Annotated in this window: 19 protein-coding genes; 9 read left to right on the top strand and 10 right to left on the bottom strand. The window is 56.5% G+C overall.

Annotated elements, in window-relative coordinates:
* Positions 1-24 precede the first annotated feature (24 nt).
* Genes KF947_RS02560 through KF947_RS02550 form a run of 3 tightly spaced genes read right to left on the bottom strand, consistent with a single transcriptional unit; the run spans position 25 to position 3,137 of the window.
* Entirely contained in the window at positions 25-867 is an 843-nt protein-coding gene (locus KF947_RS02560) for a carbohydrate ABC transporter permease (protein WP_133732639.1), read from the bottom strand.
* Positions 867-1,850, bottom strand: coding sequence for a carbohydrate ABC transporter permease (locus KF947_RS02555; protein WP_223288160.1), 984 nt, complete (start codon positions 1,848-1,850; stop codon positions 867-869). The genes KF947_RS02560 and KF947_RS02555 overlap by 1 nt, the downstream gene beginning before the upstream one ends.
* A gap of 15 nt (positions 1,851-1,865) precedes the next feature.
* Entirely contained in the window at positions 1,866-3,137 is a 1,272-nt protein-coding gene (locus KF947_RS02550) for an ABC transporter substrate-binding protein (RefSeq protein ID WP_227405365.1), read from the bottom strand.
* 456 nt (positions 3,138-3,593) lie between these two features.
* Between KF947_RS02550 and KF947_RS02545 the strand changes: the two genes are divergently transcribed.
* From KF947_RS02545 to KF947_RS02515, 7 genes are all read left to right on the top strand, one after another.
* Positions 3,594-5,102 carry a carbohydrate porin gene (locus tag KF947_RS02545; protein ID WP_133732636.1) on the top strand — a complete coding sequence of 503 codons (1,509 nt, stop codon included), beginning with the start codon at positions 3,594-3,596 and terminating at the stop codon, positions 5,100-5,102.
* Positions 5,103-5,266: 164 nt separating this feature from the next.
* Positions 5,267-7,987 (top strand): HTH-type transcriptional regulator MalT, encoded by a 2,721-nt coding sequence (gene malT / locus KF947_RS02540; protein ID WP_227405364.1) that lies wholly within the window; start codon positions 5,267-5,269, stop codon positions 7,985-7,987.
* A gap of 157 nt (positions 7,988-8,144) precedes the next feature.
* Positions 8,145-9,839 (top strand): alpha-glucosidase, encoded by a 1,695-nt coding sequence (locus KF947_RS02535; RefSeq protein ID WP_227405363.1) that lies wholly within the window; start codon positions 8,145-8,147, stop codon positions 9,837-9,839.
* Positions 9,827-10,942 carry a sn-glycerol-3-phosphate ABC transporter ATP-binding protein UgpC gene (gene ugpC / locus KF947_RS02530; protein WP_133732633.1) on the top strand — a complete coding sequence of 372 codons (1,116 nt, stop codon included), beginning with the start codon at positions 9,827-9,829 and terminating at the stop codon, positions 10,940-10,942. The genes KF947_RS02535 and ugpC overlap by 13 nt, the downstream gene beginning before the upstream one ends.
* Before the next feature lie 113 nt (positions 10,943-11,055).
* A complete protein-coding gene (locus tag KF947_RS02525) occupies positions 11,056-11,580 on the top strand; it encodes a DUF3455 domain-containing protein (protein ID WP_133732632.1) in 525 nt (174 codons plus the stop codon).
* A gap of 118 nt (positions 11,581-11,698) precedes the next feature.
* On the top strand, positions 11,699-12,253 hold the full coding sequence (locus tag KF947_RS02520) for a sigma-70 family RNA polymerase sigma factor (protein ID WP_227406264.1): 555 nt from the start codon (positions 11,699-11,701) through the stop codon (positions 12,251-12,253).
* Positions 12,250-12,987 carry an anti-sigma factor domain-containing protein gene (locus tag KF947_RS02515; protein WP_133732631.1) on the top strand — a complete coding sequence of 246 codons (738 nt, stop codon included), beginning with the start codon at positions 12,250-12,252 and terminating at the stop codon, positions 12,985-12,987. Before KF947_RS02520 ends, KF947_RS02515 begins: the two co-directional genes overlap by 4 nt.
* 29 nt (positions 12,988-13,016) lie before the next feature.
* On the opposite strand, the gene trkA is transcribed toward KF947_RS02515, so the two are convergent.
* The 7 genes from trkA to malE form a co-directional block, all read right to left on the bottom strand.
* Complete coding sequence (gene trkA, locus KF947_RS02510; RefSeq protein WP_022523027.1) at positions 13,017-14,390, bottom strand: Trk system potassium transporter TrkA; 1,374 nt, start codon at positions 14,388-14,390, stop codon at positions 13,017-13,019.
* Positions 14,387-15,109, bottom strand: a complete 723-nt coding sequence (locus KF947_RS02505) for a response regulator (RefSeq protein WP_133732629.1) — start codon at positions 15,107-15,109, stop codon at positions 14,387-14,389. Before KF947_RS02505 ends, trkA begins: the two co-directional genes overlap by 4 nt.
* Positions 15,099-16,244, bottom strand: a complete 1,146-nt coding sequence (locus KF947_RS02500; RefSeq protein ID WP_227405362.1) for a DUF4118 domain-containing protein — start codon at positions 16,242-16,244, stop codon at positions 15,099-15,101. Before KF947_RS02500 ends, KF947_RS02505 begins: the two co-directional genes overlap by 11 nt.
* Positions 16,245-16,297: 53 nt before the next feature.
* On the bottom strand, positions 16,298-17,788 hold the full coding sequence (locus KF947_RS02495) for a TrkH family potassium uptake protein (RefSeq protein WP_227405361.1): 1,491 nt from the start codon (positions 17,786-17,788) through the stop codon (positions 16,298-16,300).
* A gap of 144 nt (positions 17,789-17,932) precedes the next feature.
* A complete protein-coding gene (malG, locus tag KF947_RS02490) occupies positions 17,933-18,823 on the bottom strand; it encodes a maltose ABC transporter permease MalG (RefSeq protein ID WP_227405360.1) in 891 nt (296 codons plus the stop codon).
* 10 nt (positions 18,824-18,833) lie between these two features.
* Positions 18,834-20,405 (bottom strand): maltose ABC transporter permease MalF, encoded by a 1,572-nt coding sequence (gene malF / locus KF947_RS02485; protein ID WP_133732625.1) that lies wholly within the window; start codon positions 20,403-20,405, stop codon positions 18,834-18,836.
* A gap of 74 nt (positions 20,406-20,479) precedes the next feature.
* On the bottom strand, positions 20,480-21,667 hold the full coding sequence (malE, locus tag KF947_RS02480; protein ID WP_227405359.1) for a maltose/maltodextrin ABC transporter substrate-binding protein MalE: 1,188 nt from the start codon (positions 21,665-21,667) through the stop codon (positions 20,480-20,482).
* 291 nt (positions 21,668-21,958) lie between these two features.
* On the opposite strand from malE, the gene zwf reads away from it, so the two are divergent.
* Positions 21,959-23,464 carry a glucose-6-phosphate dehydrogenase gene (gene zwf / locus KF947_RS02475; RefSeq protein WP_133732623.1) on the top strand — a complete coding sequence of 502 codons (1,506 nt, stop codon included), beginning with the start codon at positions 21,959-21,961 and terminating at the stop codon, positions 23,462-23,464.
* A 1-nt stretch (position 23,465) separates the two neighbouring features.
* Positions 23,466-24,131, top strand: a complete 666-nt coding sequence (pgl, locus tag KF947_RS02470; RefSeq protein ID WP_088699810.1) for a 6-phosphogluconolactonase — start codon at positions 23,466-23,468, stop codon at positions 24,129-24,131.
* The last annotated feature ends 43 nt before the right edge of the window (positions 24,132-24,174 follow it).

Genomic DNA, 24,174 nt, shown 5'->3' with positions numbered 1-24,174 from the left:
TCCATCGTTGACATAAAAAATTCCTTAGCCTTTAACGGCGCCCGCGGTAAGGCCTGACACAATGCGGCGCTGGAAGATAATCACTAATACGACCAGTGGCACCGTGACCACCACAGAGGCAGCCATAATCGGCCCCCAGGGCAGTTCGTAGGCACTGCCGCCTGACAGCAGCGCAATAGCAACGGGTACCGTGCGCTGGGCGTCGGTCAGGGTGAAGGTGAGGGCAAACAGAAACTCGTTCCAAGCGGCAATAAACGCCAGCAGCCCAGTGGTCGCCATGGCGGGCCACATCAGCGGAAGAAACACTTTCGTGATGGTTATCCAGGGCGTGGCGCCGTCCATGATGGCGGCCTCTTCCAGCTCCATGGGCAACTGCTTCATAAAGGTGGTCAATACCCATACGGTGAAGGGCAGGGTGAAGATGGTGTAGCTTAAAATCAGCCCAGCGGGGTTGTTGTAGAGATTGAGCGCACGAATCACCTCAAAAAGCCCGGAAAGCACCGCTACCTGGGGAAACATCGACACCCCAAGAATGACCAGCAGCACCGTGGAGCGGCCCCGAAAGCGCACGCGGCCCAGGGCGTAAGAGGCGGTAATGCCGAGTAGCAGGGCAATAAACACCACGCTAAACGCCACCACGATGGAGTTGAAAATAGCGCGCAGAAAGCTGGTCTGGCTAAAAATGCTGATGTAGTTATCGAAGTTCCAGTTCGAAGGCCAAAGCTCAACGCGGAACAAGTCGCTCGACGGTTTTAACGAGGTGATGACCGCGTAATAAAACGGGAAAACGGCGTACACCATAATCAGCACAATCAGCGCCCAAAACCCGATGCGCTTGGCTATTTTGGCCAACTGACGAGTATTCATTAGTCGCCTCCCAATTGGATTTGTTTACGCCCAACGTAGAGGTAAGCCACGGTGGCCAGGGCAATGATCAAGAACAGCAGAGTAGAAGCTGCGCTGCCGTAACCGACATCCTGAAACTCGACCAGCTGTTGGCGGGCATAGACCGACATCGACATGGTGCTGGTGGAGTTGGAGGTGAGTACGTAAATCACATCGAAGACGCGCAGCGCATCCAACAGGCGGAAGATCACTGCGACCATTAGCGCCGGGGTAATCAGCGGTAGGGTAACTTTGAAGAACACCCGCAGCGGGTGAATGCCGTCTACCTCGGCGGCCTCGTAGCAATCCTTGGGCAGCATCTGCAGAGCAGCAAGCACCAGCAACGCCACGAAGGGGATGGTTTTCCACACATCGACCATAATCACCGCCCACATGGAGTAGGCGGCGTTCGCCGTCCAGGCGATAGGGGCATCGATAATGCCCACGCTCATTAGCAGGTGATTGATGATGCCGAATTGGTCGTTGAGCATCCATGCCCACATTTGCGCGGAAACAATGGTTGGGATTGCCCAGGGGATCAGCACCGCAGCGCGCACAATCACGCGGCCCTTAAACTCGGCGTTCAAAATCAGCGCCACAATGACCCCGAAAACCACTTCTAGGGATACCGACACCACCGAAAAGTAGACGGTGTTCCATACCGACTGCCACCACACCGAGTCGGCCAATACCCCATACCAGCGGCCATCTTCATAGACGAGGTAGTTCTCGAAGCCAATCAGATTGGCAGCGCCTAAATCTGACAGTGATGCATCGGTGAAGCTGAGAAAGAAGGTGCGCACCAGTGGCCAGCCAGCGACCAGGGTTAACGCAATCAGCATGGGGGCTAAAAAGAGCCAGGCGGCTTTAACCCGCTGACGGCGAACCTTAGTGCCCCGGCGCGGCTTGGTAGTGAAAGAACGCGCCCCGGCGGGCGCGTCATCATGCTTGATGGAGGTCGACATGGAAGGGCTCCAGGGTTACCAGTTGCGACGCTTCAGGCGAGCCAATTCGTCTTCAAGATCCGCGACCGCTTGAGTGCCATCTTTAGTGCCGGAAAGCACTTCATGGGAGGTGCTGAAGAAAGCGTTGCTCACCCGGCCATAGGCATCGCCGGTGGGGGCAGAGGGGCGAGCGACCGCATTGACGAAGGTGTCGTAAAGCGTGCCAAAGAAAGGCACCGCTTCGAGTACTTCGTCGTCCTGGTAGAGAGCGTCGATCGTGGGGTTGTAAGAGGCCTGTATGGCGCGGCGCTTCTGCTCCTCTTCACCGGTCAGGAAGGCGACCAGATCGGCGGCCAGCTCGGGGTGTTCGCTGTAGCGCGATACGGCCAAGTTCCAGCCGCCCAGGCCAGCGGCACTTTGGCCGTTTTCGCCACCCGCGGGTAGTTGGGTAACGCCCACTTTACCGCGAACATCGCTGTCTTCGCTTTGGGCCAGCGACCAGGCATAGGGCCAGTTGCGCATAAACACCGCGCCGCCACTCTGGAAGACCCCGCGCGCTTCCTCTTCGGTGTAATTGAGTACGCCGTTGGGCGAGATGTCGCCAATCCAGGAGGCGGCAAGATCAAGTGCCTCGGCAGCATGCTCGTTGTTAATACTAATTTCACCGTCGGCTTCCACGACGTTGCCGCCGCCAAAGCTGGCTACCCACTCAAGGGCGTTAACGGTCAAACCTTCATAGGCGCGGCCCTGGAAGACATAGCCCTGCATACCGTCTTTGCCATCAGCACGTTCTGCGTCTTTAATCTCACGGGCAATCTCGGTGAGTTCTTGCCAGGTTTTTGGCACGTCATGGCCATATTTTTCCAACAAGTCTTCGCGGTAGTAGAGTACGCCCGCATCGGTGAACCACGGCATGGCGACTAAACGATCATCGATGGTGTTGTTGGTGACGATGGTCTCAAAGTGCCCAGCGGCGGCGTCATCGCCAAGCACCTCACGTAGATCCAGCAGGTGGTTGGCGAGCAGGCCGGGCCACACTACGTCGATCTGCATCACATCGATATCGCTGGAGTTGGCCGACAGGATCTGCTGATAAAGCGAAAGGCGCTCGGTGGAGGAGTTGGGTGTAGAAACGACGTCGACGCTATGGCCGGTTTTCTCTTCCCAGGCGCGTACGCCTTCCTGGCACAGCGTCAGCTCTGCGCCTACCGCGCCACAGGAAATGGTAAGTTCTTCAGCCTGAGCCTGACTGGTTGCGCTCAGCGTGCTGGCTACTGCAATGGCGGTAGTGATTAAAGTCTTTTTCATAACGGCATACCTCGACGTTTATTGTTGTGGATGGTGTGGCTTCTAAATTAGCGTTAATTCACAAACTCAACGTTTGTTCAATGGCTCTCTTAATCTTTATCTTAATCGATTAAGATTGTGCTGCTCAGTTAGCCGCTTTGATCGAGGAAGTTCAATAGCGACTTTTGTCTAACGACATTATTCAGTTTTCACTAAATAAAATCGTTCCTTAGACATTAGTCGCTAATTAGCAAATAGCCGTTGGTAAAAAGTGACTTAATCGATTAAGTTTTGGCTACCTTTCCTTAAGCACCGTGGCGTTTCGTAGCACAGCCACTCCTCCCGCTGGGTGAACCGTGCAAGGGAAGTGTTATCGATATGATCTTAATCGATTTAGACAAGAGCACTTACAAGCAAACGCTTAAAACAAGCGCTAATAAACAACCGCTTGCCAATAACAATAGGGTACTCAAAACAATGCACAAAATGACATTTAAAACGCCGTTAGCCATTGCGATTGCCACCGCCAGCTTGGGAATGAGCGGTGTTGCTTCCGCACAAATGACCATGGAACAACGCTTTGCCGAGCTAGAAGCCCGCATTGAAGCCGCGGAACAGCGTGCCGATGCCGCCGAGCGCCGTGCCGAGATCGCCGAGCAATCGCAGTCGACCGCCGTGGCAACAGAAAGCGATGCGGAGATCGAAGAGCGTCTGGCCCGGGTGGAGCGTTATGCCGATGGCGAAGAGGGTTTCTCGTTTAACGTTTATGCGCGTTCAGGCTTGCTGATTGGTGAAGATGGTAAAAGCGAAAATGCTGGCCCTTACCTGACACCCGCGGGTGGAGAGGGCGGCGCCGTTGGCCGTTTAGGCAATGAGCCGGACACCTACGCCGAAGCGATTTTCAACTACCGCATGCAGTTCGATAACGGCGCTAAAGCGCTTTACCGTACCATGATTGCTGACGGCACGACCTCCAGCAATGACTGGACCGGCGGCGATTCGGATATCAACGTGCGTCAGGTGTTTGCCGAATTCAGCGATCTTCCCAGTTTTACCGGTGCGTTTGAAAATGCCTCGATTTGGGCTGGTAAACGCTTTGACCGCGATAACTTCGACATTCATTGGCTCGACAGTGACGTGGTTTTCCTGGCCGGTACCGGTGGCGGTATCTATGACATGCAGTTGGCAGAGAACTGGAAGTCTAACCTTTCGATTTATGGCCGGAGCTTTGCCGACTACCCAATCGTTGACCGTGAGAACCCCGGTCTTGAAGGTGATACCGACAACCTGATCCTGACCTCCAACAACTACTTCGGCAACTGGCAGTGGATGGTCAACGGTATGTCTGCTGCAGACAACGACGAGCGCGACATTGATGTCGGCCAAACCGCTGCTGATACCGGTTTCCACACCATGATTGCTTATCATGGCGACAGCTTCTTCGGCATGGGCGAGGGTAATTTCAAGGCGGCTGTGCTGCACGGTCAGGGGCTAGGTGCCGAGACCAAAAGTATTGGTTCGCGGGGTGATCTTACCGATGACGCTACCTCTACGCGCTTAGCGGTCTATGGCACTACTTATATTGCCCCGCAGTGGCGCGTTGCCCCCTCTATTCTGGCTGAAACCAGCGAAGACCGTTATGCCCAGGGCGATAAGTACAACTGGGCAGGGCTCAACGTGCGCCTAGCCAACGAGTTAACGCAGAACTTCGAAATGCAGTACGAAGCTGGCTATCAGTGGATGGATCTAGACCCACAGGGTTACAGCGGTCGTAACGCTGTGGATGGTGGCTTCAGTAAATTTACGATTGCGCCCACCTTCAAGCCTGACGTCGGCGGCTTCTGGCAGCGTCCAGAGATTCGTCTGTTCACCACTTTCAGCGATTGGGATGACGACCTTAACAACTACGGTGCCAGTTCACTGGGCGACGAAGGCTTTACCGGCGGTCAGTGGTCCTTCGGCGTTCAGACCGAGGTATGGTTCTAAATCGATGTAAGTTGGTTAGCGTTTAACTGTTTCTTCTCCAATGCACTTTGCCCGCGACATGTCGCGGGCTTTTTTATAGCTTTAAAAGTATTGGTAAAAAGTAATCGGTAAAGTGCTTGGGAATAGTATTTATGGACGGCGGGTAGGGTTGCTCAGGAGCGTTTATGTCACTACTGCAAGAGAAACTAAAAGCGCCGCCACTACCGCTTGGCGTAGTGGCCCGGCCGCGCCTTAATGACCATTTCGGGTTAAATGATCGTGTCCGTTTGTTGATGGTGCAGGCGCCTCCAGGCTATGGCAAAACCACGCTGCTGGCTGAGCGGCTGCCCGCGCTGGAGCAAGAGGCCACTTGGCTAGGCTTGGATCAGCGCGACAACCAACCCGCGCGGTTTTTAGCCTACTGGCAGGCAGCGCTCGATGGACTGTTAAGCGAGCAACTGTTAAGCGAGAAAATACGGCTTTCACCCGTGGCAGACGATGGTGACTGCGTGGAGCAGTTAGAGCGTTGGCTTGGCGAGTTGCCTGAGCAGCGCTCGCCGTGTCGTTTGGTAGTGGACAATTTTGAGCACCTTAGCCACCCGGATATTTTAGCTGGGATCGCCCACTGGCTGCGCCATCAGCCGCCCTGGCTGACGTTAACGCTGGTCAGCCGCTCAAGGCCAGCATTGGGTTTGGCAAGCCTGAGGCTAAGAGGTGAATTGGAAGAGATCGACCTTCACGCGCTGGCCTTTGACAGCGAAGAGGCGCAAACCCTGTGTGCCGAACAGCTGAGCTTTCCCCCCACACGAGTAAGCCTGGAGCGTGCACTGCGCAGAAGCGGTGGCTGGGTAATGGCATTGAGCTGGCTGGTAGAGCGCACCACCACGAGGGCAGGGTTTGACGCCCTGGTTGATCGATTAAGTGGTGCCCATCCCGACTTTGTCGCTTGGTTTGACGAACTGCTCTCTGCTGCACTGCCATTGGAAGAGCGCGAACTAATGCTACAACTGGGGGTGCTGGAGCGTTTTTCCCCCGAGCTTATGGCCCGCCTGCTGGAAGGGGAGCGCCTGACCCAGCGGTTGGAGGCCTTTGAACAAGCTGGGCTATTTATTGAACGCCCCGACCCCCATGCTCAGTGGTACCGCTTTCAACGGCTGTTTGGTGAGTACCTGCGCCACCGCCGCCATGAGCTTAGTTTGGCCACCCAGCGAGTGCTGCACCAGCGCGCAAGCCAGGCGTGGTTAGCCTTGAACGATCCGGTGATGGCTCTGCGCCAGGCGATACTCGCTGAAGCCCCCGATGATGTGGCAAGCCTACTGACCACCCAAGGGCCTGCCTTGCTGGCAAGCGGTGCCTATGCACTGTTGGCCAAGGGCTTCGCCCTGCTCGGCGAGCCACGGCTCTCTACCCGTCCGGAACATACGCTGCTCTATGGCTGGGTCTCCCATGCTCAGTTTCAGTTTGATATTACCGCACGCGTGATTGGCTGGATTAAAGCGCAGTTGCAAGCGCCAGAGTGGCAACTGCTCAGCGCTGAATTCGCGACCCTGCGCGCCCAGTTGGCGATTAATCAAGGCAACGCCGAGCGCGCTGCACCGCTGGCCGAGCAAGCGCTAGCCGTGCCCGCCCGCTATTTAGCTTCCACGCCGCTGACCGCCACCGCTATCTTGAGCGAGGCGCGCTTTGTGCTGGGCTATTTGGAAGAGTCGCTGCAGCGGGTGCGCGAGGTAGAGCGTCAAGCCCGCCAGCGTGACGATCACCAACTGCTGCTCTGGTCGTTTTGCCATCAGTCGGAGACGCTGGTGGCTCAGGGGCGCCTACAGGCCGCCTACGATATTCAGGAGCGCGCCTTTGCGCATTTGGAGCGGGCCGAGCTTGAGTATCTGCCCGTGGCGGAGTTTCTCTACCGCATTCGCAGCCAGGTGCTATGGGAGTGGCACCGGCTGGACGAAGCCGAGCAGGCCGCGCTGAAAGGCATCGCCGTGCTGGATAATCAGGGAGAGCGCTGGACACTTCAGTGCCACATTCAGCTCGCCAAAGTCGCCCAAAGCCGCGGCGACCAGGCCCAGTGCGCTGACCATATTCGGCGGCTGCGTAAAATCCTTGCCGAAGGCGATTACCATATCGACTGGGTCGCAAATGCCCACGCCACCCTGCTGGCCTGGTGGCACTCCACCCAGGATCTGGATGCGGTAGAGCGCTGGCGCCAGGAAGCGCCGGCGCCCACTACTGAAGGGGCTACCAACCACTTTTCCCAGTGCAATGTGCGCAACCACGCCCGGGCGCTCACGCTGCTGGGGCGTTTTGATGAAGCCTGCACGCTATTAGAGGCCCTTGAAGTACACACACAGCGCTTGGGGCTGGTTACGGATGCCAACCGTAACCAGCTCTGCCTAGCCGCAGCGGCGTGGAGTGCAGGAAGAGAGGAGCATGCCTGTCAGCATATGCATCAAGCGCTGAGCTTGGCTTCCCGCACCGCGCTGGTGGGCAGCTTTCTACGTTTGGGCAAACCGCTAGGGGAGTTGCTCAATAGGTTGCTCGACAGCGGCACCTTGGATGTCTTAGAGCAGGCCAGGGCACAGCGGTTGCTGGCGCTGGCAGGCCGCCAGAAGGATTTTGGCAGCGCCCGACGCTTAATGCTGGATGAAACGGTGATCGCCGATATTGTCGCCCGGCCAGATGTCCCCGAGCTGATCCGCACCTCGCCGCTTACCCGCCGTGAGTGGCAAATCCTGGGGCTGATTCATGCCGGACTTTCCAATGAGCAGATTGCCGAGCAGCTGTCGGTGGCGCCTACCACCATCAAAACCCATATCCGCAGCCTCTATCAAAAGCAGAATATTCGACGCCGCGACGAAGCGATTGCCCTGGCGGGGCAGTTGCTGGCGCATATTCAGGGGGAATAAGTCGACAGACGGGCTACTCCTAACGCCTACGCCCAGAGTCACCCCCTGGGGAGGATTTTATCTTGTGAGCAACCCTGCATCATGCCAAGTAATCAGCAAAAACTATGTCAAGAACTGTGACAAGAACTGTGACAAGAACTATGGCAAGGACAAAACAATGATGCAGAAAATCTCTACTTCCCACTACGTTGGTAGCCAAGGGGCCGACTGGTGGCGCGGCGCCGTGATTTATCAAATCTACCCGCGCAGCTTTATGGACAGCAACGGCGACGGCATTGGCGACTTACAAGGCGTGATCGACAAGCTCGATTACATCGCCTCGCTTAACGTCGATGCGATTTGGCTGTCGCCGTTCTTCACCTCGCCGATGAAAGACTTCGGCTACGACATCAGCAACTATCGCGATGTTGATCCGATGTTTGGCACACTGGAGGATTTCGACCGTTTAGTCGAGGGTGCCCATGCCAGAGGGCTAAAAGTCACCATCGATCAAGTCATGTCGCACACTGCCGATCAGCATGCCTGGTTCGAAGAGAGTCGCCAAAGTCGCGATAATCCCAAAGCCGACTGGTACGTATGGGCCGACCCTAAGCCCGATGGCGCGCCGCCCACTAACTGGCAATCTGTATTTGGCGGCAGCGCCTGGCAGTGGGACACCCGCCGCTGCCAGTACTATCTGCATAACTTCCTGGCTAGCCAGCCGGATCTAAACTTCCGCACGCCTGCGGTGGTCGATGCCATGCTGGAGGAAGTGCGCTTCTGGCTAGAACGGGGCGTGGATGGCTTCCGGCTGGATGCGGTGAACTTCTGCACCCACGGCGAGCTAAAAGATAACCCGCCGCGCCAGGAGACGACCGAAAGTTTTCTAGGCGTTCGCCCCGACAACCCTTACGGCTACCAGCTCCACCAATACGATAAAACCCAGCCGGAGAACCTGGTGTTTCTGGAGCGGCTGCGCGCGCTGTTGGATGAGTACCCCGGCACCACTAGCGTGGGCGAGGTGGGCGACGACGACGCCTTGGGCGTGATGGCGGAGTACTCCCAGGGCGGTAAGCGGCTGCACATGTGCTACTCGTTCAACCTACTTACCGATAAAGCCGACCCCGACTACTTGCACGAAACGCTAACCGAGATGGAAGCTCGCATTGGCGATGGCTGGCCCTGCTGGGCGCTGGGCAACCACGACGTGACGCGGCTGGCAACTCGCTGGCAGGCGGAAGGGCAGCTCGATAAGCTGCGCCTTTATATGGTGTTTCTACTCACCCAGCGCGGTAGCGTATGCCTTTATCAAGGTGAAGAGTTGGGGCTGCCCGAAGCTCAACTGACGTTTGAACAGTTGGTTGACCCTGCGGGTATTACCTTCTGGCCCGCTTATAAAGGCCGAGACGGCTGCCGAACGCCGCACCCCTGGCAGGCGGACGCTCGTCACGCGGGCTTTAGTCGTGGCACACCCTGGCTACCGGTGCCTAATACTCATGCTAATCTCGCCGTTGACCAGCAAGATAACGACATCGATTCATTGCTCAATGCCTATCGCGATTTTTTAGCCTTCCGCCGGACTCAGCCTGCGTTGGTGAAGGGCTATGTGCGCTATCACCCTGTGCGCGACGATGTGCTTTGTCTTGAGCGCACCTACCAGCAAACACGGTTACTAATTGCTCTGAATTTTAGCGGTCAAACGGTCACCCGTTCGGCACCTGAAGGCGCTGAAGCCATTGCTGGTGCTCCAGCGTGGCTAACCGGTGAGTGGCAAGGCAGCCAATTGTCGCTTCCGCAACTCTCCCTTCCGCCTTATGGCGTGGCCATTGCCCGCTGCTCTCAGCTTGAGGAGAACGCACCATGGGACGTCTAACGCTAAGTGGTATCGGTAAATCTTTTGATGGCGTGGAAATCTCGCGGGATATCGATCTCACCATCGAAGACGGCGAGTTCGTGGTGTTTGTTGGCCCCTCCGGCTGCGGAAAGTCCACGCTGCTGCGCATGATTGCCGGGCTTGAAGACATCAGCGAAGGGGATATGCAGCTGGATGGCCAGCGGATCAACGAGATTCCGCCCCAGGAACGGGACATCGGCATGGTGTTCCAATCCTACGCCCTCTACCCACACATGAGCGTGGCCGAGAACATGGCCTTCGGCCTGAAGCTGGCCCGCACTGACAAAGCGGAAATTCGCCGCCGCGTTCAACACGCCGCTGAGATGCTGCACCTCACCGAGCTATTGGAGCGTAAGCCTAAAGACCTCTCCGGCGGTCAGCGCCAGAGGGTAGCCATTGGCCGCACGCTGGTCAAAGAGCCTGCCGTGTTTCTGTTCGACGAGCCGCTCTCTAACCTGGACGCCGCGCTGCGGGTGGATATGCGGGTGCAGATCGCCGCGCTGCATAAGCGCTTGAACGCCACCATGATCTACGTGACCCACGACCAAGTGGAGGCGATGACGCTGGCTGACCGCATTGTGCTGCTTTCCCGGGGAAGAATCGCCCAGGTAGGTGCGCCGCTCTCGCTTTATCACTTTCCCAAAACCTTAGAGGTAGCGGAGTTTATCGGCTCGCCGCGCATCAATACCTTCCCGGTTACGGTAGTCGACCCGGGTGAGCGCCAAACGGTAGTGCGTTTGCCTAACGGGGAGACACTGACGGTGGCGGTCAATGGCAAACACCTCCATTCAGGTGATGGCGCCACTTTGGGATTGCGGGCGGAAGATTTTGTATCGCCTGAACAGGCTGAGGCTCGGCTGACAGCGAGATTAATGGTGGCGGAAAAGCTGGGTTACGAAACCCTGGCGCATCTGCAGGTAGACGGCATCGACGCTACCTTAACCCAGCGTTTGGATGGCTTAACGCAGCTAACCGAAGGCCAAACGATCGACTTGGGTTTAGCGGGCCAGCATTGCCATCTTTTTGACCTTAAGGGGAGTGCCTGCCCGCGGCAGGTGGTGGTAGATGGGGTAAGCCAATAATCGGCCATCTTATTTTTTTTTAATAAAAGTGCATCCAATACGTCTCCTCGCGGGTAATCCCTATACAGGCGCTATTTAAGGCGGCTGATAAAAAACCTTTTAGGAGACTGAAAATGACCATCCAACCTCTTACGCGTGCAGCACTCGCCGCTACCTTGATTGTATCCTTCAGTCACGTCGCGCTGGCAGACATGACGCCCGCGGAAGTCCAGGTGCCGGACGGTAATACCGTCGCCCTCGAAACCGTTGGCGTTGGCGCTATTACCTACATGTGCGAAACCCAGGACGACGGCAACATGGGCTGGGTATTCAAAGGCCCCCACGCTGCGCTTAATGACAGCGAAGGCACACAAGTAGGAAGCTACTATGGCCCGCCAGCCACCTGGGAAGCGTTGGATGGCTCAAAAATTACCGGCACTCAGCTAGCCACGGCCGCTAATGGTGATGGCAACATTCCACTTCAACTGGTGGAAGCCAACCCGGCTGAAGGCGAAGGCGCCATGAGCGGTGTTAGCTACATTCAGCGCCTGAACACCCAGGGTGGCGTTGCCCCGGACGTGGCCTGCGATATGGATCACGACGGAGCCACCGCGGTAGTGACCTACCAGGCGGACTATATCTTCTGGGCTGCTGAATAAGTCGACTGGAATGTTAATTCCGCTGGGGGCTCGTCTGTCGAGTCCCCAGCGGCTATGCTGTCTCTGAGAACGACGACTGGCGTCGGTGCCGTCACCAGGGAGCTAGGGTTTGACTGACGTGTCTTCAGAATTTGATCATGCTGCGGCATTAGCCAACTGTGCCCGTGGCGAGCATGACGCCTTGCACCAACTCTATGTTCATGAAGGTGCCCGACTATTAGGCGTAGTCATAAGAATCGTCAAGGATCGTGGTATGGCCGAGGATATTGTCCACGATGCCTGTCTTAATATTTGGCAGCGTGCCGATAGTTTTGATCCCGCCAAAGGATCAGCGCGTACGTGGATATTTAGCGTGGCGCGTCACCTGGCACTGAACGCCATCCGTTATCGCGACCGTGAAGTCACTTTTGATAGTCACGATCCTACCGAATTAGATCTCGATGAACATTTTCAGCACACCTCCGTTGCCGATGAAGCCTTCGATTGGCAAACCGGCCAGCGGATGGATAGCTGCTTGGAAGCGCTTGAGCCGGAGCGGCGTAACTGCGTACTCCACGCCTATGTTGATGGCCTTAGCCACGCGGAAATTGCCGCGCATACCGGCGCGCCGCTGGGAACCGTAAAAGCCTGGATCAAACGCAGTTTGCTGCGCCTACGGGAGTGTATGGCATGAGCCGCCCCAGTCAGCACGAACACGAAGACGACCACACTTTAGCGGGTGAATACGTGCTGGGTACGCTGTCGTTAGAGCAGCGTAAGGCGCTAGAGGCCCGGCTACCTAACGAGCCTGAATTGCAACAAGCCGTGATGGCTTGGGAAGAGCGTTTCTTGCCCTATACCGCTATCACCGACCCGGTAACGCCTTCTGACAATTTATGGCCGCGTATTGAGCGCAGCTTAGCGTCACGGGAAGCGCTTGCTAAGCGTGCTCGACCTGCCTCTGTCGTGCCGCCAAGACCCCGCCGCATGCTACACAGCCTGTCGCTTTGGCGCGGCGCTGCCGGGTTTGGTTTAGCGGCGGCGTTAGTATTGGGCGTATTGCTGGCCAATGAAGTAACTGAACCGACGACCCCCGAGTACATGGTGGTTCTGCTGGCACCGCAAACACAGTCAGCGGGTTGGGTAGTGCAGGCCTCATCGCGCCAGGAAATCGAGCTGATCCCGTTGGGCACCTTCGAAGTGCCTGAAGGTAAGGCATTAGAGTTCTGGACCAAGGCAGATGAGTGGCAGGCCCCTGTATCGCTTGGCTTAGTGGAGCCAGGGCAGCCGATCCGTTTGCGCTTGGATGAACTGCCGCCTCTTGAGGATAACCAGCTGTTTGAGCTAACGCTGGAAGACGAAACCGGTTCGGCCACTGGCCTGCCCACCGGGCCGATTGAGTTTATTGGCCGCGCGGTCGAGATTTAGTCCCTCAAAAGCGCCGGTTAAACGTGTCTTTAAAAGAACGTCAAGCCGACCTGGAACAGGCGCTCCACGTCGCGAATGCGGCGCTTGTCGATCACGAATAGAATCACGTGGTCACCGCTCTCAACCATCACATCGCCGTGGGCGATGATGACCTCTTTGCCGCGCACAATCGCACCGATGGTGGTGCCGTCGGGCAGTGCGATATCGCGGATGGTACGGCCCACCACTTTTGATGACTGCTTATCGCCGTGGGCGATGGCTTCAATGGCCTCGGCGGCGCCCCGGCGCAGCGAGTGGACGTTGACGATATCGCCCCGGCGCACGTGGGTCAGCAGGCTGCCAATGGTCGCCTGTTGGGGAGAAATAGCGATATCGATCTCGCCCCCCTGCACCAAGTCCACATAGGCGGCGTTATTGATCAGCGTCAGCACCTTCTTCGCACCTAAACGCTTGGCGAGCAGCGACGACATGATATTGACCTCGTCGTCGTTGGTCAGCGCGCAGAAGATATCGCACTCTTCGATATTCTCCTCTTCCAGCAAGCGCTTGCTGGTGGCACTGCCGTGGAGCACCACGGTGCGATCCAGCCGCTCGGAGAGGGTGGTGCAGCGCTCCAGGCTGTGCTCGATGATCTTGACCTGGTGGCTATGCTCCAGGTGTTCGGCCAGGCGCTCGCCGATATTGCCACCCCCGGCGATCACGACCCGACGGAAATCCCGCTCGACCCGGCGCAGCTCGCTCATCACTGCGCGAATATCCCGACGGGCGGCGAGGAAGAACACCTCGTCGTCGGCTTCAATGACCGTATCACCACGGGGGATAATCGGTCGGTTACGGCGGTAAATGGCGGCCACGCGGGTATCCACGTTGGGCATATGGCGGCGCAGAAAAGCCAAATCCTGGCCCACCAGCGGGCCGCCGTAGAACGCTTTCACCGCCACCAGCTGTACCAAGCCACCGGCAAACTCCAGCACCTGCAGGGCACCGGGGTGCTCGATCAAGCGGCGCACGTGGTCGGTGACCACCTGCTCAGGGCTGATCAGTACATCAATGGGGATCGCTTCGTGGGCAAAAAGGCCTTTACGGGTCAAATACGCCGTGGCGCGCACCCGGGCAATTTTGGTCGGCGTGCGAAACAGCGTATGGGCGACCTGGCAGGCGATCATATTGATCTCGTCGCTATTGGTGACAGCGATCAACATATCGGCGTCTTCACAGCCCGCCTGACGCAGCACAATCGGGTAGGAACCCGCCCCGGTGACGGTGCGGATATCGATTTTAGTGTGCAGCTCGCGCAGTTTTTTGGCGTCGGTGTCAACGACGGTGATGTCGTTCTCCTCGCGGGCGAGGTGTTCAGCCAGTGTGCCGCCGACCTGGCCGGCGCCGAGAATAATAATTTTCATGCGGTCTTGTCCTCACGGCCAGGCTCAAGGGAGAGTCGGTAACCAATGCCGGGTTCAGTTTGCAGCAGGGTGGGGGACTGCGGGTCATCACCTAGCTTTTGACGCAGTTTGCTAACCACGATGCGCAAATAGTGAGTATCTTCCTGGTGGGTCGGGCCCCATATCTGTCGCAATAGCTGGGTTTGAGTAACCACTCGCCCAGCGGACGCAGTGAGCTGGGCCAGAACGGCGAACTCTTTAGGCGTTAGATGAATGGCCTCGCCGTGCAGGCTCACTTGGTAAGCGGCCAGGTCGACGATCAAGCCACCCTGCTGGAAACGCTGGGCACTTGGGCTGGCGCGCCGCCTTAATAGGGCTCGAATACGTGCCAGCAACTCTTGAATGCCGAATGGTTTGGTAACGTAGTCGCTCGCACCGCTATCCAGGGCGCGCACTTTTTCAGCCTCATGGCCGCGCACCGAAACAATGATCACGGGCACCTCGCTATACTTGCGGATCGAATCGAGCACTTGCTGTCCATCCATATCTGGCAGACCAAGATCCAGCAAAACGATGTCGGCATTAGCGGTAAGGGCATCAGCATTGAGTTTTTCCAACCCTTCGCGACCACTGGCCGCCTCAATCACCTGAAATCCCTGAGAGGTGAGGCTGATACGCAAAAAATGGCGAATGTGTGGCTCGTCATCAATGACTAATACGCGCGCTTGATCAGTGGTCATTCTCGGCGTCCTTGCTGGGTGCCGATAGAGGCAGCGTCATGGTAATCCTGGTGCCAATACTGTCAGGCCCAGGGCTTGCCTGGATTTGACCCGCGTGGGCGCCAAGCATTCCCCGACAAATCGCCAGCCCCAAGCCGCTACCGTGCAGGCTGCGATCCCCGTCGTTACCGGTGACAAACATATCGAATACGCGCTCGCGCAGTGCTTCGGGTATGCCTGGGCCTTGGTCGGTAACCGAAAACAATAAGATAGGCTGATCTCCAGCCCTTTTCTCGTCACGACATTGGGCTTCGATAGTGATATGGCCATTAGGGGGTGAGAAGCGCGCCGCATTTTCAAGCACGTTGACCAGCGCTTGCTCAATCAGGGCGGGGTGAACGTAAAGCAGGGGTAGCTCTTTTGGCCAGTGCTGCTCTACTTGGAAGCCTTCAAGGGCGCTGCCTAAGCGCTTTCGTGCTGAAGCGACTAAATCATCAAACGCCACCCAGTCGCGCTCAATTTTCATGTCGCCATGCCCTAGCCGGGTCATATCCAACAGGTTTTGTATATAGCGGTTAAGGCGTTCGCTTTCGCTTAGCACGCCATCTAATAACGCAAAGCGATCCTGTCGGCTGAGCTGTGCATCCAGGGTGCGAAGCGAGCTGGCCGCGCCGATAATTGACGCTAGTGGAGTACGCAGGTCGTGGGAAACCGACGATAGCAGCGCTGAACGCAATCTCTCCTGCTCTTCAGCCAAGCGAGCGGCGCTCAGCTCCAGCAGGCGTTGGCGGCTATCTCCGGCGAGCTTGCCGACGACCAATGCGACTAATAGAAAGAACAGCAGTGTTAGCAGTTGCTCTTGCTCTTCAACCGCTAACGAAAAGTGCGGAACGGTGAAGCAAAAATTAAACGTCAGAAAGCCCAGCACAGCACATAACAGAGCTGCGTAGCTTCCTGCCAACACAGCACTGGCGAGAACCGCGGTAAGAAAAATCAGCGAAAGATTAGCCAAGGCTAGCCAGGTATATAGGCCCCAGGCGATCAGCAGAGCAACTAGCGTGCTCGCCAGCGCAATCAGGATTTCTGACTGCATTGGCAAGCGCAGCTGGTTCACAATCTGCCCAAAGGATTTAAACATCGATTTTCTAAGCGTCATGGCACGATTGTCCTTAACGATTGCTCAACGCGAACGTCCTTCAAAATGATCGGCTAGCGCCGCCAGAACATGGGTGTCAGTAACACCACGACGGTGAGTATTTCTAATCGGCCCATCAGCATGCCAATACATAGCAGCCACTTCGCCGCGTCGGGTAGGGGAGCAAAATTACCCGCGGGGCCGATAATATCGCCAAGGCCTGGCCCCACATTGGTGACTGCGGTGGCGGCACCGGAAAGAGCGGTGACTAAATCCAACCCCAGGGCGGATAAGCTAAGCGCCAGTGCGGCAATAGTGATAAAGAAAAAGAACGAGAAGGCCACTACGCTGCGCGAGATATCGCTGGTGACCGGCTGCTGGTTATAGCGAGTGGTAAACACACCATTGGCATGGATGAGATAACGCAGCTGGTTAAGCAGCATTAAGGAGGCAATCTGAAACCGGAAGATTTTCATCCCGCCGCTAGTAGAGCCGCTGCAGCCGCCCACAAAGGTCAGGTAGAAAAAAGCGACCACCGGCAGCGCTCCCCACTGGGTGTAATCATCAGAGGCATAACCGGTGGTCGTGACCACTGAAATCACGTTGAAGGTGACGTGGGTAAGTGATTCAAACCAGTTATCTCCCTGAATGACCCGCCAGGCGCTAAGCATCAAGATGGCGGCCAGTAGTAGCTTTAATAGACCGCGTACCTGCTGGTCTTTCCATAAAGCGCTGCGTGAGGTGCGAATAAAGCGGATATACAAAACAAACGGTAGTGCGCCGCAGATCATAAAAAAGCTGCCCATCCACAGCAGCCAAGGCTGGTCGGCGTAAGCCCCGAATGAAGCATCAGAATTGGCAAAGCCGCCAGTGGCCAGCGATGTCATGCCATGTACGGTAGCGTCTAGTAGCGTCATCCCGCCGAACCAATAACTACCAATCGCGGCCAAGGTTAGGCTGACATAAATCGTCAGCGTTGCCTTAGCAATACCGCCAGTGCGTGGCATTACTTTATCTGACCAGTCAGACGACTCGGTGTGAAACAGCCGCATACCGCCTACTTTAAGAAACGGCAAAATCGCAATGCCCATAACGATAATGCCGATGCCGCCCATCCACTGCATTAACCCTCGCCATAGCTTCAATCCATCGGAAAAGTGCTCAATGCCGACCAGAATGGTAGAACCCGTCGTGGTTATCGCCGATACCGATTCAAACACCGCGTTGGTGAAGGTTAATTGAGGGGCGCCAAGCACTAGGGGCAGGCTGGCAAAACCGCTAATGGTGACCCAACTGGCGGCAGTAAGAATAAACATTTGCCATGGCTTCAACTCTAAGGCTGCGCGATAGGTGAGTAACCTAGTGAGCGCTGCGGCGCCAAGTACAATCAAAATGGAAACGCCGAAGGCAGGTGCGTCAGGGGCTCTCTCAATCAGCAGTACGACGAAAGGCACTAGCATGAACAGCGCTAGGACAACCCAGAGAATCGAGATGATTTTAAAAACAGGTGCCCAGTGCCGATACACATTCCTGCTACGGTAAAACCATGGTGTGAATGGAGTCATATGCCCAGCTCGCCGTTTAGTATTCTTAACATTCGCTATGACACCATGACCTTCCATAAAAAGTCTGTAAAAAAAAACAATAAAACCCAGCAAAGTGCTGGGTTTGGGCAAGCTAGCTAAACGCCTTCTTTAGTTTTAATATTTTTAACCTTTAACGCCCCCGGCGGTTAACCCGCCAATAATCCAACGCTGGCAGATCAGGAAGGACACAGTGATTGGCAGCCCCGAGAGCACGGCAGCAGCGGCGAAGTCGCCCCAGCGCTGATTATGGTCGGCCAGGTACTGCTGGGCGCCCACCGCCAGGGTGAGCTTATGTTCATCCACTAGCAGCACCGACGCCATGGGGTACTCCATGATGCTCATCACAAACGCCAGGATGAACACCACCATCAGAATCGGTACCGACAGCGGCAGCAGGATGTAGCGAAACGCCTGCCAGGTGCTTGCCCCGTCCACCATGGCGGCTTCTTCGAGCGACCCGTCGATGGATTCGAAGTAGCCCTTGATCGTCCATATATGCAGCGCTACCGCGCCGAGCGAGGCGACAATCAGCGCGCCATGGGTGTTGATCCCCAGCCAGCCGACGAACTGACCCAGCCGGTCGAACAGCGCGTAGAGTGCCACCAGCGAGAGCACGGCGGGGAACATCTGGAAAATCAGCATGCCTTTCAACAGCGGCTCCTTGCCCTTAAAGCGCATACGGGCAAAGGCGTAGGCGCTGGTGGTTGCTAACATAAGAATTAATACCGATGACACGACTGCTACTTTGATGGAGTTCCACAGCCACAGCAGTACCGGAAAGGGGGGCTGGACGATACTACCGTCCGGGCGCTCCCAGGGAATACCCAGCGCCAGTGACCAGTGCTCCAACGAGAAGCGCTCGGGGATCAAGCTCCCCGAGGCAAAGTTTCCCTCACGAAACGAGATTGAAATTACCAACAGCAGCGGAAACACGATCAGTGAAACAAAGCCGATCAGCGCCATATGGGCGCCCCATCGCCGTGCGCGAATGGAGCGGGGTTGGACCATCGCCATCGTAAACCTCCTAAACTTTAACCTTGGAAAGCCGCAAATTCACCACCGACATGCCCACCACCAGCAGGAAAATCAGCGTAGCAATGGCTGCCGCCAGACCGAAGTTCTGGCCGGCATCCTGGAAGGCGATGCGGTAGGTATAGCTCACCAGCAGGTCGGTGGTGCCCGCGGGCGTACTGGCACCCAGAATGTCCGGGCTGCCCCCGGTGAGCAGCGCAATCAGTACGAAGTTATTGAAGTTGAATGCAAAGGCGGCGATTAACAGCGGCGTGAGTGGCTTGATGATCAGCGGTAGGGTGATCTTCATCAGGTTAGTGATCGGCCCGCCGCCGTCTACCGCCGAGGCCTCGTAAAGATCGCCGGGGATCGACTGAATCAGCCCCATGCACAGCAACAGCATGTAGGGGTAACCCAGCCAGGTATTGACGATCAGCAGCATGGTTCGGGCTAGCCAGGGGTCGGTAAACCACTCTGGGGAAATGCCGAACAGTGCCTCCAGAATCATGTTCACCTCACCAAAATGCTGATTGAACATGCCTTTGAAAATCAGAATCGAAATAAACGCTGGAACCGCGTAGGGCAGTATCAGCAGCGTCCGATAGACCGCCTTGCCCTTGAGCTGATCCCACTGCAGCAGCGAGGCGAGGACGAACCCCACGGCCAGCGTGAACAGTACGGTGAGCCCGGCAAACACGAAGGTCCAGACAAATATCTGCATAAACGGCCCGCGTATATCCGGGTCGGTGAAGATCTTGCTGTAGTTGGTGAAGCCCACGTTCACCGGCCACCCAGGGGTGATGCGTTCGCCGTTCTCGGTGACGAAAAAGCCGATATCGTTATCCGGCGTCAGCACCTTACCCTCCTGCTGATCATAAAGGCTGCCGTTGTCACGAATCTCATAGCGGTCGATCATTGGCGCGAACTGGCGCAGGCCCGCCATGCGTAGCTCGGTGCCCCCGGGCGTTTGCAGGCGCAGCGCCTGGAGGGCGTCGCGGGCCTGGATAGCTGCGCGCATGGGAAGCGGCTCACCTTCGGGCGGGCCGTCTACGGCTTGGGTTGGAGCGCGACGGACTTCGCTGTTAGTTAGGTTGATCGCGGCGGATAGTAGCCGGTCGTTGTCGCCCGCAGGAGCGTCGCTTTCCAGGTAGAGGCGCACCAGCTCGTCCTGCTGGTAAAGCGAATAGGAAAAGGCTGCCCCCTCTGCCTGGTAGCTTTGGGCGGTGAGCTGAGCGCGCACGCGCTCCTGGCTGAGCAGGTTGTCCGAGCTGTAGTTACTGAAGCTAATGCCGACGGTATACACCAGCGGGAAAATAACGAAAACGCCAAGCCCGGCCACTGCCGGGAAAATATACCTGTGGCTCATCAGCGAACGTCGACTGAATACCACGCCCAGCGACGTGCCAAGCACTAAAAATAGCAGCGCAAATACCCATTGGCCGTGCAGATAAAAAGCCATCACCAGCCAAAGCAGGGCCAGTACCATCAGCCCGATCACGCTGCGCATTGCCCAGCGGGAATAGCGTTCGGCCACATGGCGGGAGCGGTGGCGGGGCAAACCCCGCGAAGCATTCGTGGTAAACATTAAAGATGTCCTGCGAAACTGCCCGGCCTTGCCAGCGGTGTGCCATGGCAGGGCAGTGAAGGAAAGGCGAGTGGCTACTGGCGCATACGCCGCGCGGCGGCATCCAGTGCTTCCTGGGGGGATTGACGCCCGCTGCCGATGTTTTGTAACGCGGGTTCCATGGCTGCCCAGAAGGCGCCCATTTCAGGAATGTTCGGCATCGGCATACCGACTTCAGCGTTCTCGAGGGTAGCCGAGATGTTGGGGTTGTCGGCAAGCTCGGCCTGATAGTCGATGTGGGCCACGGCCCCCAGCGACCCATCGCTGTTGAAGGTGCGCATACCCTCCTCGCTGAGCAGGTAGTTTTCCAGGAACTCGACGGCCAGGAAGTCATTGGGCGACGCTGAGTTGATCATTGCCGTCATAACGCCAAACATGGGCTTGGCACGTTCGTCGCCGACCTTGGGAAGCAGGGCGACGCCGTAATCAATGCCGCTGCGCTCAAGGTTCGGCCAGGCCCAGGGGCCGCTAATCATGGTCGCCACTTCGCCCTTGTTAAAACGATTATCCATGATGCTGTAGTCGGTTCCCCGCGGCACCACGTCGCTTTCGATCAGCTCGACCAGCAACTCAGCACCCTGTACGGCGCCTTCGTTGTTAACGCCAATATCGGTAACGTCGTAGCCTGCGTCAGTTTGTTTAAACGGGTAGCCACCGTTAGCGGCTAGCAGCGTCCAGCCGTAGTAGGGCTCGCTGTAGTCGAACAGGATGGCTTTTTTACCCTCTCGGGAAAGCGTCTCGTCCAGCTGCATTAGCTCGGCAAAGCTCTCCGGTGGCGTGTCCACCAGAGCTTTGTTGTAAATGAGGCCGAGTGACTCCACTGAAATGGGGTAGCCATAGGTTTCGCCATTCCACAGGGCAGCTTCCCAAGAGAAGTCATAAAAAGACTCACGGAAGCTGTCACTAGGCGCTATCTGTTTTAATAGGCCGCTTTGTGCCCACTCGCCAATCCGGTCGTGTGCCCAGATCACGATATCCGGCCCTTGGCCACTACCTGCCGCCTGTTGAAAACGGTCTGTCAGGTTATCCGGAAAGACCACCTCAACTTCGATGCCCGTCTCTTCAAGAAACTGATTGGCCAGCAGCTGAATGCCTTCCTGGCCCTTGTTGTCGCCCATCCAGATGGTTAAGCGGTCATCTTCGAACGCGAAGGCTGGCAGGGTAGCGCTGGCAGCCAGAGTGGCTGTCAGTAGCGGTCTGATAAAGTAGCGTAGCGTTGCCATCGAGTCATAACCTCATTGTTGTTGTGGTCATTTATTTATCAACTTCCGCAGAGTGGCCAATTATGCGCAAGGTCACCTCCTCCTCAGGGGGCGTAGCAGTGGCGTATATCAAGGGCGTAGAGTAAAAGTGGAAGGAGAGGGATTGATATGAAGTGCTGAGTGCGTCGATAGAGCAGAATTCGCGGTTATTTTGTAGTAAAATTACACGAATTATTGCGTACAATACCCGTATTACGGTAAATTTTAGGTAATCTAACTACATAAGATGCCTAATTATAAACAGGAGTGACGATGAGCCAGTCCACTGCTTCCCAAGGTGCACCGCTGGGCGATCCGAATAACGCTATTGATTTAGCGCTGTTTGGGGCGCTGGGTGATCTTGCCATGCGCAAGCTATTTCCTGCCTTATACCATCTTGATCGCGAAGGCTTGATGCCTGAAAGCACGCGCATTATGGGGCTGGCTCGCCATGAGCATGACGCTGCATCGTTCCGGAAAATGGTTAACGACGCGCTGCAGAAACGGTTGAAAAGCAGCGAGCAGGATAAGCAGAGCCTCGAGCGCTTTCTCGCCCGCCTAGATTATTTAAAACTCGATTTTTCCAGCGTTGAGGGTTACGACGCCATTCGCCAGTGGCGAAAGGGCTCTCCGCGCCCAATGGTGGTCTATCTCTCCGTTGGTGCGCCTATTTATGGCGATATCTGCCGTCACCTGCAGGCCAGTAAAAGCCTGGACGATGAGTCCCGTGTGGTGGTTGAGAAACCCATCGGCTACGACCTGCACTCATCCATTGAAATTAACGACGCCATTGGTCAAGTATTTCCCGAATCGCGGATTTACCGTATTGACCACTATTTAGGTAAAGAGACCGTACAAAACCTGATTGCGCTGCGTTTTGCCAACCCGCTGTTTGGCACTCAGTGGAATCAGAACAACATCTCCCATGTGGAAATTACCGTTGCCGAAAAAGTGGGCATCGAAGGGCGCTGGGGTTATTTCGACCAGGCGGGTCAACTGCGGGACATGGTGCAAAACCACTTGCTGCAGCTGCTGTGCTTAATCGCCATGGATCCACCCTCCAATCTGGATGCCGATGCCATTCGCGATGAGAAGGTTAAAGTGCTTAAAGCGCTCAAGCCGTTTGTGGGCGAAGCGCTTGGCCGTGATGTGGTTCGCGGCCAATATATCGCCGGCACTAGCGATGGCCAGTCGGTGCCGGGTTACCTGGAAGAAGAGGGCGCCAATACCCAGAGCCAGACCGAAACCTTTGTGGCCATGAAAACCGAAGTGTCTAACTGGCGCTGGGCAGGCGTGCCTTTCTACCTGCGCACCGGTAAACGCATGCCGGAGAAGCTCTCGCAGATCGTCATTCACTTCCGTCAGCAGCCTCACTATATCTTCGATCCGGACCAGCGCGGCATCGCCTCTAATAAGTTGATTATTCGCCTGCAGCCGGAAGAGGGTATTGCCCTGCAAGTATTGACCAAAGATAGCGGTTTGGATAAAGGCATGCGTCTGCGCCCGGGGCCGCTGCATTTGGACTTCAACAGCGCATTTCCCAAATCGCGGATACCCGATGCTTACGAACGCCTGCTGCTCGAAGTCATGAAAGGCCAGCAGTACCTGTTCGTGCGTCGCGATGAAATTGAACACGCCTGGCGCTGGTGCGACCAGCTCATTGATGGCTGGAAAAAACGCGACACGCCGCCGCGTCGTTATCCAGCAGGCTCTTGGGGGCCGGTCGCTTCTATTGCCATGATTACTCAGGATGGCCGCAGCTGGTACGAGGATTATTAATATGAGCCAAGCACGCCAACAGTTGGCCGAGCAGCTTGCCGAAGCTGTGTTTCAAGGGCTGCAAGAAGATTTAAACCACCAGGAGCGCGTCCTACTGGTGGTTTCTGGTGGCTCTACGCCAGTGCCCTTTTTTAAGGCACTGGCGGCCAAGCCGCTGCCCTGGGATCGGGTAGATGTAACGCTGGCCGATGAACGTTGGGTAGACGAGCAGAGCAGCGATAGCAACGCCAAGTTGGTGCGTGAGCATCTTCTACAGGGCGAAGCATCGGCGGCCACTTTTATACCGTTAACTTGCAGCGCGGCTACGCCTGAAGAGGGCGTTGATGAAGTTGCCAAGCAAGCGGAATCGCTAGCGTGGCCTGCCAGCGTGGTGATTCTAGGTATGGGCGGTGATGGTCATACGGCGTCACTATTTCCCGATAGTCCTGAACTGACCCTGGCCCTTGCCACCGAGGAGCTGTTAGTGGCGGTAAGAACGCCTAGTCAGCCGCAACCCCGGATCACCTTTTCCGCCGATCGCCTGCATCAGGCGCGGCGGCACATTCTACATATTACAGGCGAAGATAAACGCGCCGTATTGGCCAAGGCACTCAACGGCGACGACGTTCGTCAACTGCCTATTCGTGCCTTTTTAACCTGCCCGTTGGCAATTTACTGGGCGCCTTGAGCGCTAACTGCCTTAGCCAATAATAAGTTGCTTGGAGACTCAC

The sequence above is a fragment of the Halomonas sp. FeN2 genome, from assembly GCF_020595105.1.
GTDB classification, from domain to species: domain Bacteria; phylum Pseudomonadota; class Gammaproteobacteria; order Pseudomonadales; family Halomonadaceae; genus Vreelandella; species Vreelandella neptunia.
Note: the sequence above shows the minus strand (reverse complement) of the source record. Positions and strands in the feature narration are given on the sequence as shown.

Bases quoted from the DNA above. Each gene is read 5' to 3' on its own strand.
- KF947_RS02560 (WP_133732639.1), bottom strand. From the start codon at position 867: ATGAATACTCGTCAGTTGGCCAAAATAGCCAAGCGCATCGGGTTTTGG.
- KF947_RS02555 (WP_223288160.1), bottom strand. From the start codon at position 1,850: ATGTCGACCTCCATCAAGCATGATGACGCGCCCGCCGGGGCGCGTTCT.
- KF947_RS02550 (WP_227405365.1), bottom strand. From the start codon at position 3,137: ATGAAAAAGACTTTAATCACTACCGCCATTGCAGTAGCCAGCACGCTG.
- KF947_RS02545 (WP_133732636.1), top strand. From the start codon at position 3,594: ATGCACAAAATGACATTTAAAACGCCGTTAGCCATTGCGATTGCCACC.
- malT (WP_227405364.1), top strand. From the start codon at position 5,267: ATGTCACTACTGCAAGAGAAACTAAAAGCGCCGCCACTACCGCTTGGC.
- KF947_RS02535 (WP_227405363.1), top strand. From the start codon at position 8,145: ATGATGCAGAAAATCTCTACTTCCCACTACGTTGGTAGCCAAGGGGCC.
- ugpC (WP_133732633.1), top strand. From the start codon at position 9,827: ATGGGACGTCTAACGCTAAGTGGTATCGGTAAATCTTTTGATGGCGTG.
- KF947_RS02525 (WP_133732632.1), top strand. From the start codon at position 11,056: ATGACCATCCAACCTCTTACGCGTGCAGCACTCGCCGCTACCTTGATT.
- KF947_RS02515 (WP_133732631.1), top strand. From the start codon at position 12,250: ATGAGCCGCCCCAGTCAGCACGAACACGAAGACGACCACACTTTAGCG.
- trkA (WP_022523027.1), bottom strand. From the start codon at position 14,390: ATGAAAATTATTATTCTCGGCGCCGGCCAGGTCGGCGGCACACTGGCT.
- KF947_RS02505 (WP_133732629.1), bottom strand. From the start codon at position 15,109: ATGACCACTGATCAAGCGCGCGTATTAGTCATTGATGACGAGCCACAC.
- KF947_RS02500 (WP_227405362.1), bottom strand. From the start codon at position 16,244: ATGACGCTTAGAAAATCGATGTTTAAATCCTTTGGGCAGATTGTGAAC.
- KF947_RS02495 (WP_227405361.1), bottom strand. From the start codon at position 17,788: ATGACTCCATTCACACCATGGTTTTACCGTAGCAGGAATGTGTATCGG.
- malG (WP_227405360.1), bottom strand. From the start codon at position 18,823: ATGGCGATGGTCCAACCCCGCTCCATTCGCGCACGGCGATGGGGCGCC.
- malF (WP_133732625.1), bottom strand. From the start codon at position 20,405: ATGTTTACCACGAATGCTTCGCGGGGTTTGCCCCGCCACCGCTCCCGC.
- malE (WP_227405359.1), bottom strand. From the start codon at position 21,667: ATGGCAACGCTACGCTACTTTATCAGACCGCTACTGACAGCCACTCTG.
- zwf (WP_133732623.1), top strand. From the start codon at position 21,959: ATGAGCCAGTCCACTGCTTCCCAAGGTGCACCGCTGGGCGATCCGAAT.
- pgl (WP_088699810.1), top strand. From the start codon at position 23,466: ATGAGCCAAGCACGCCAACAGTTGGCCGAGCAGCTTGCCGAAGCTGTG.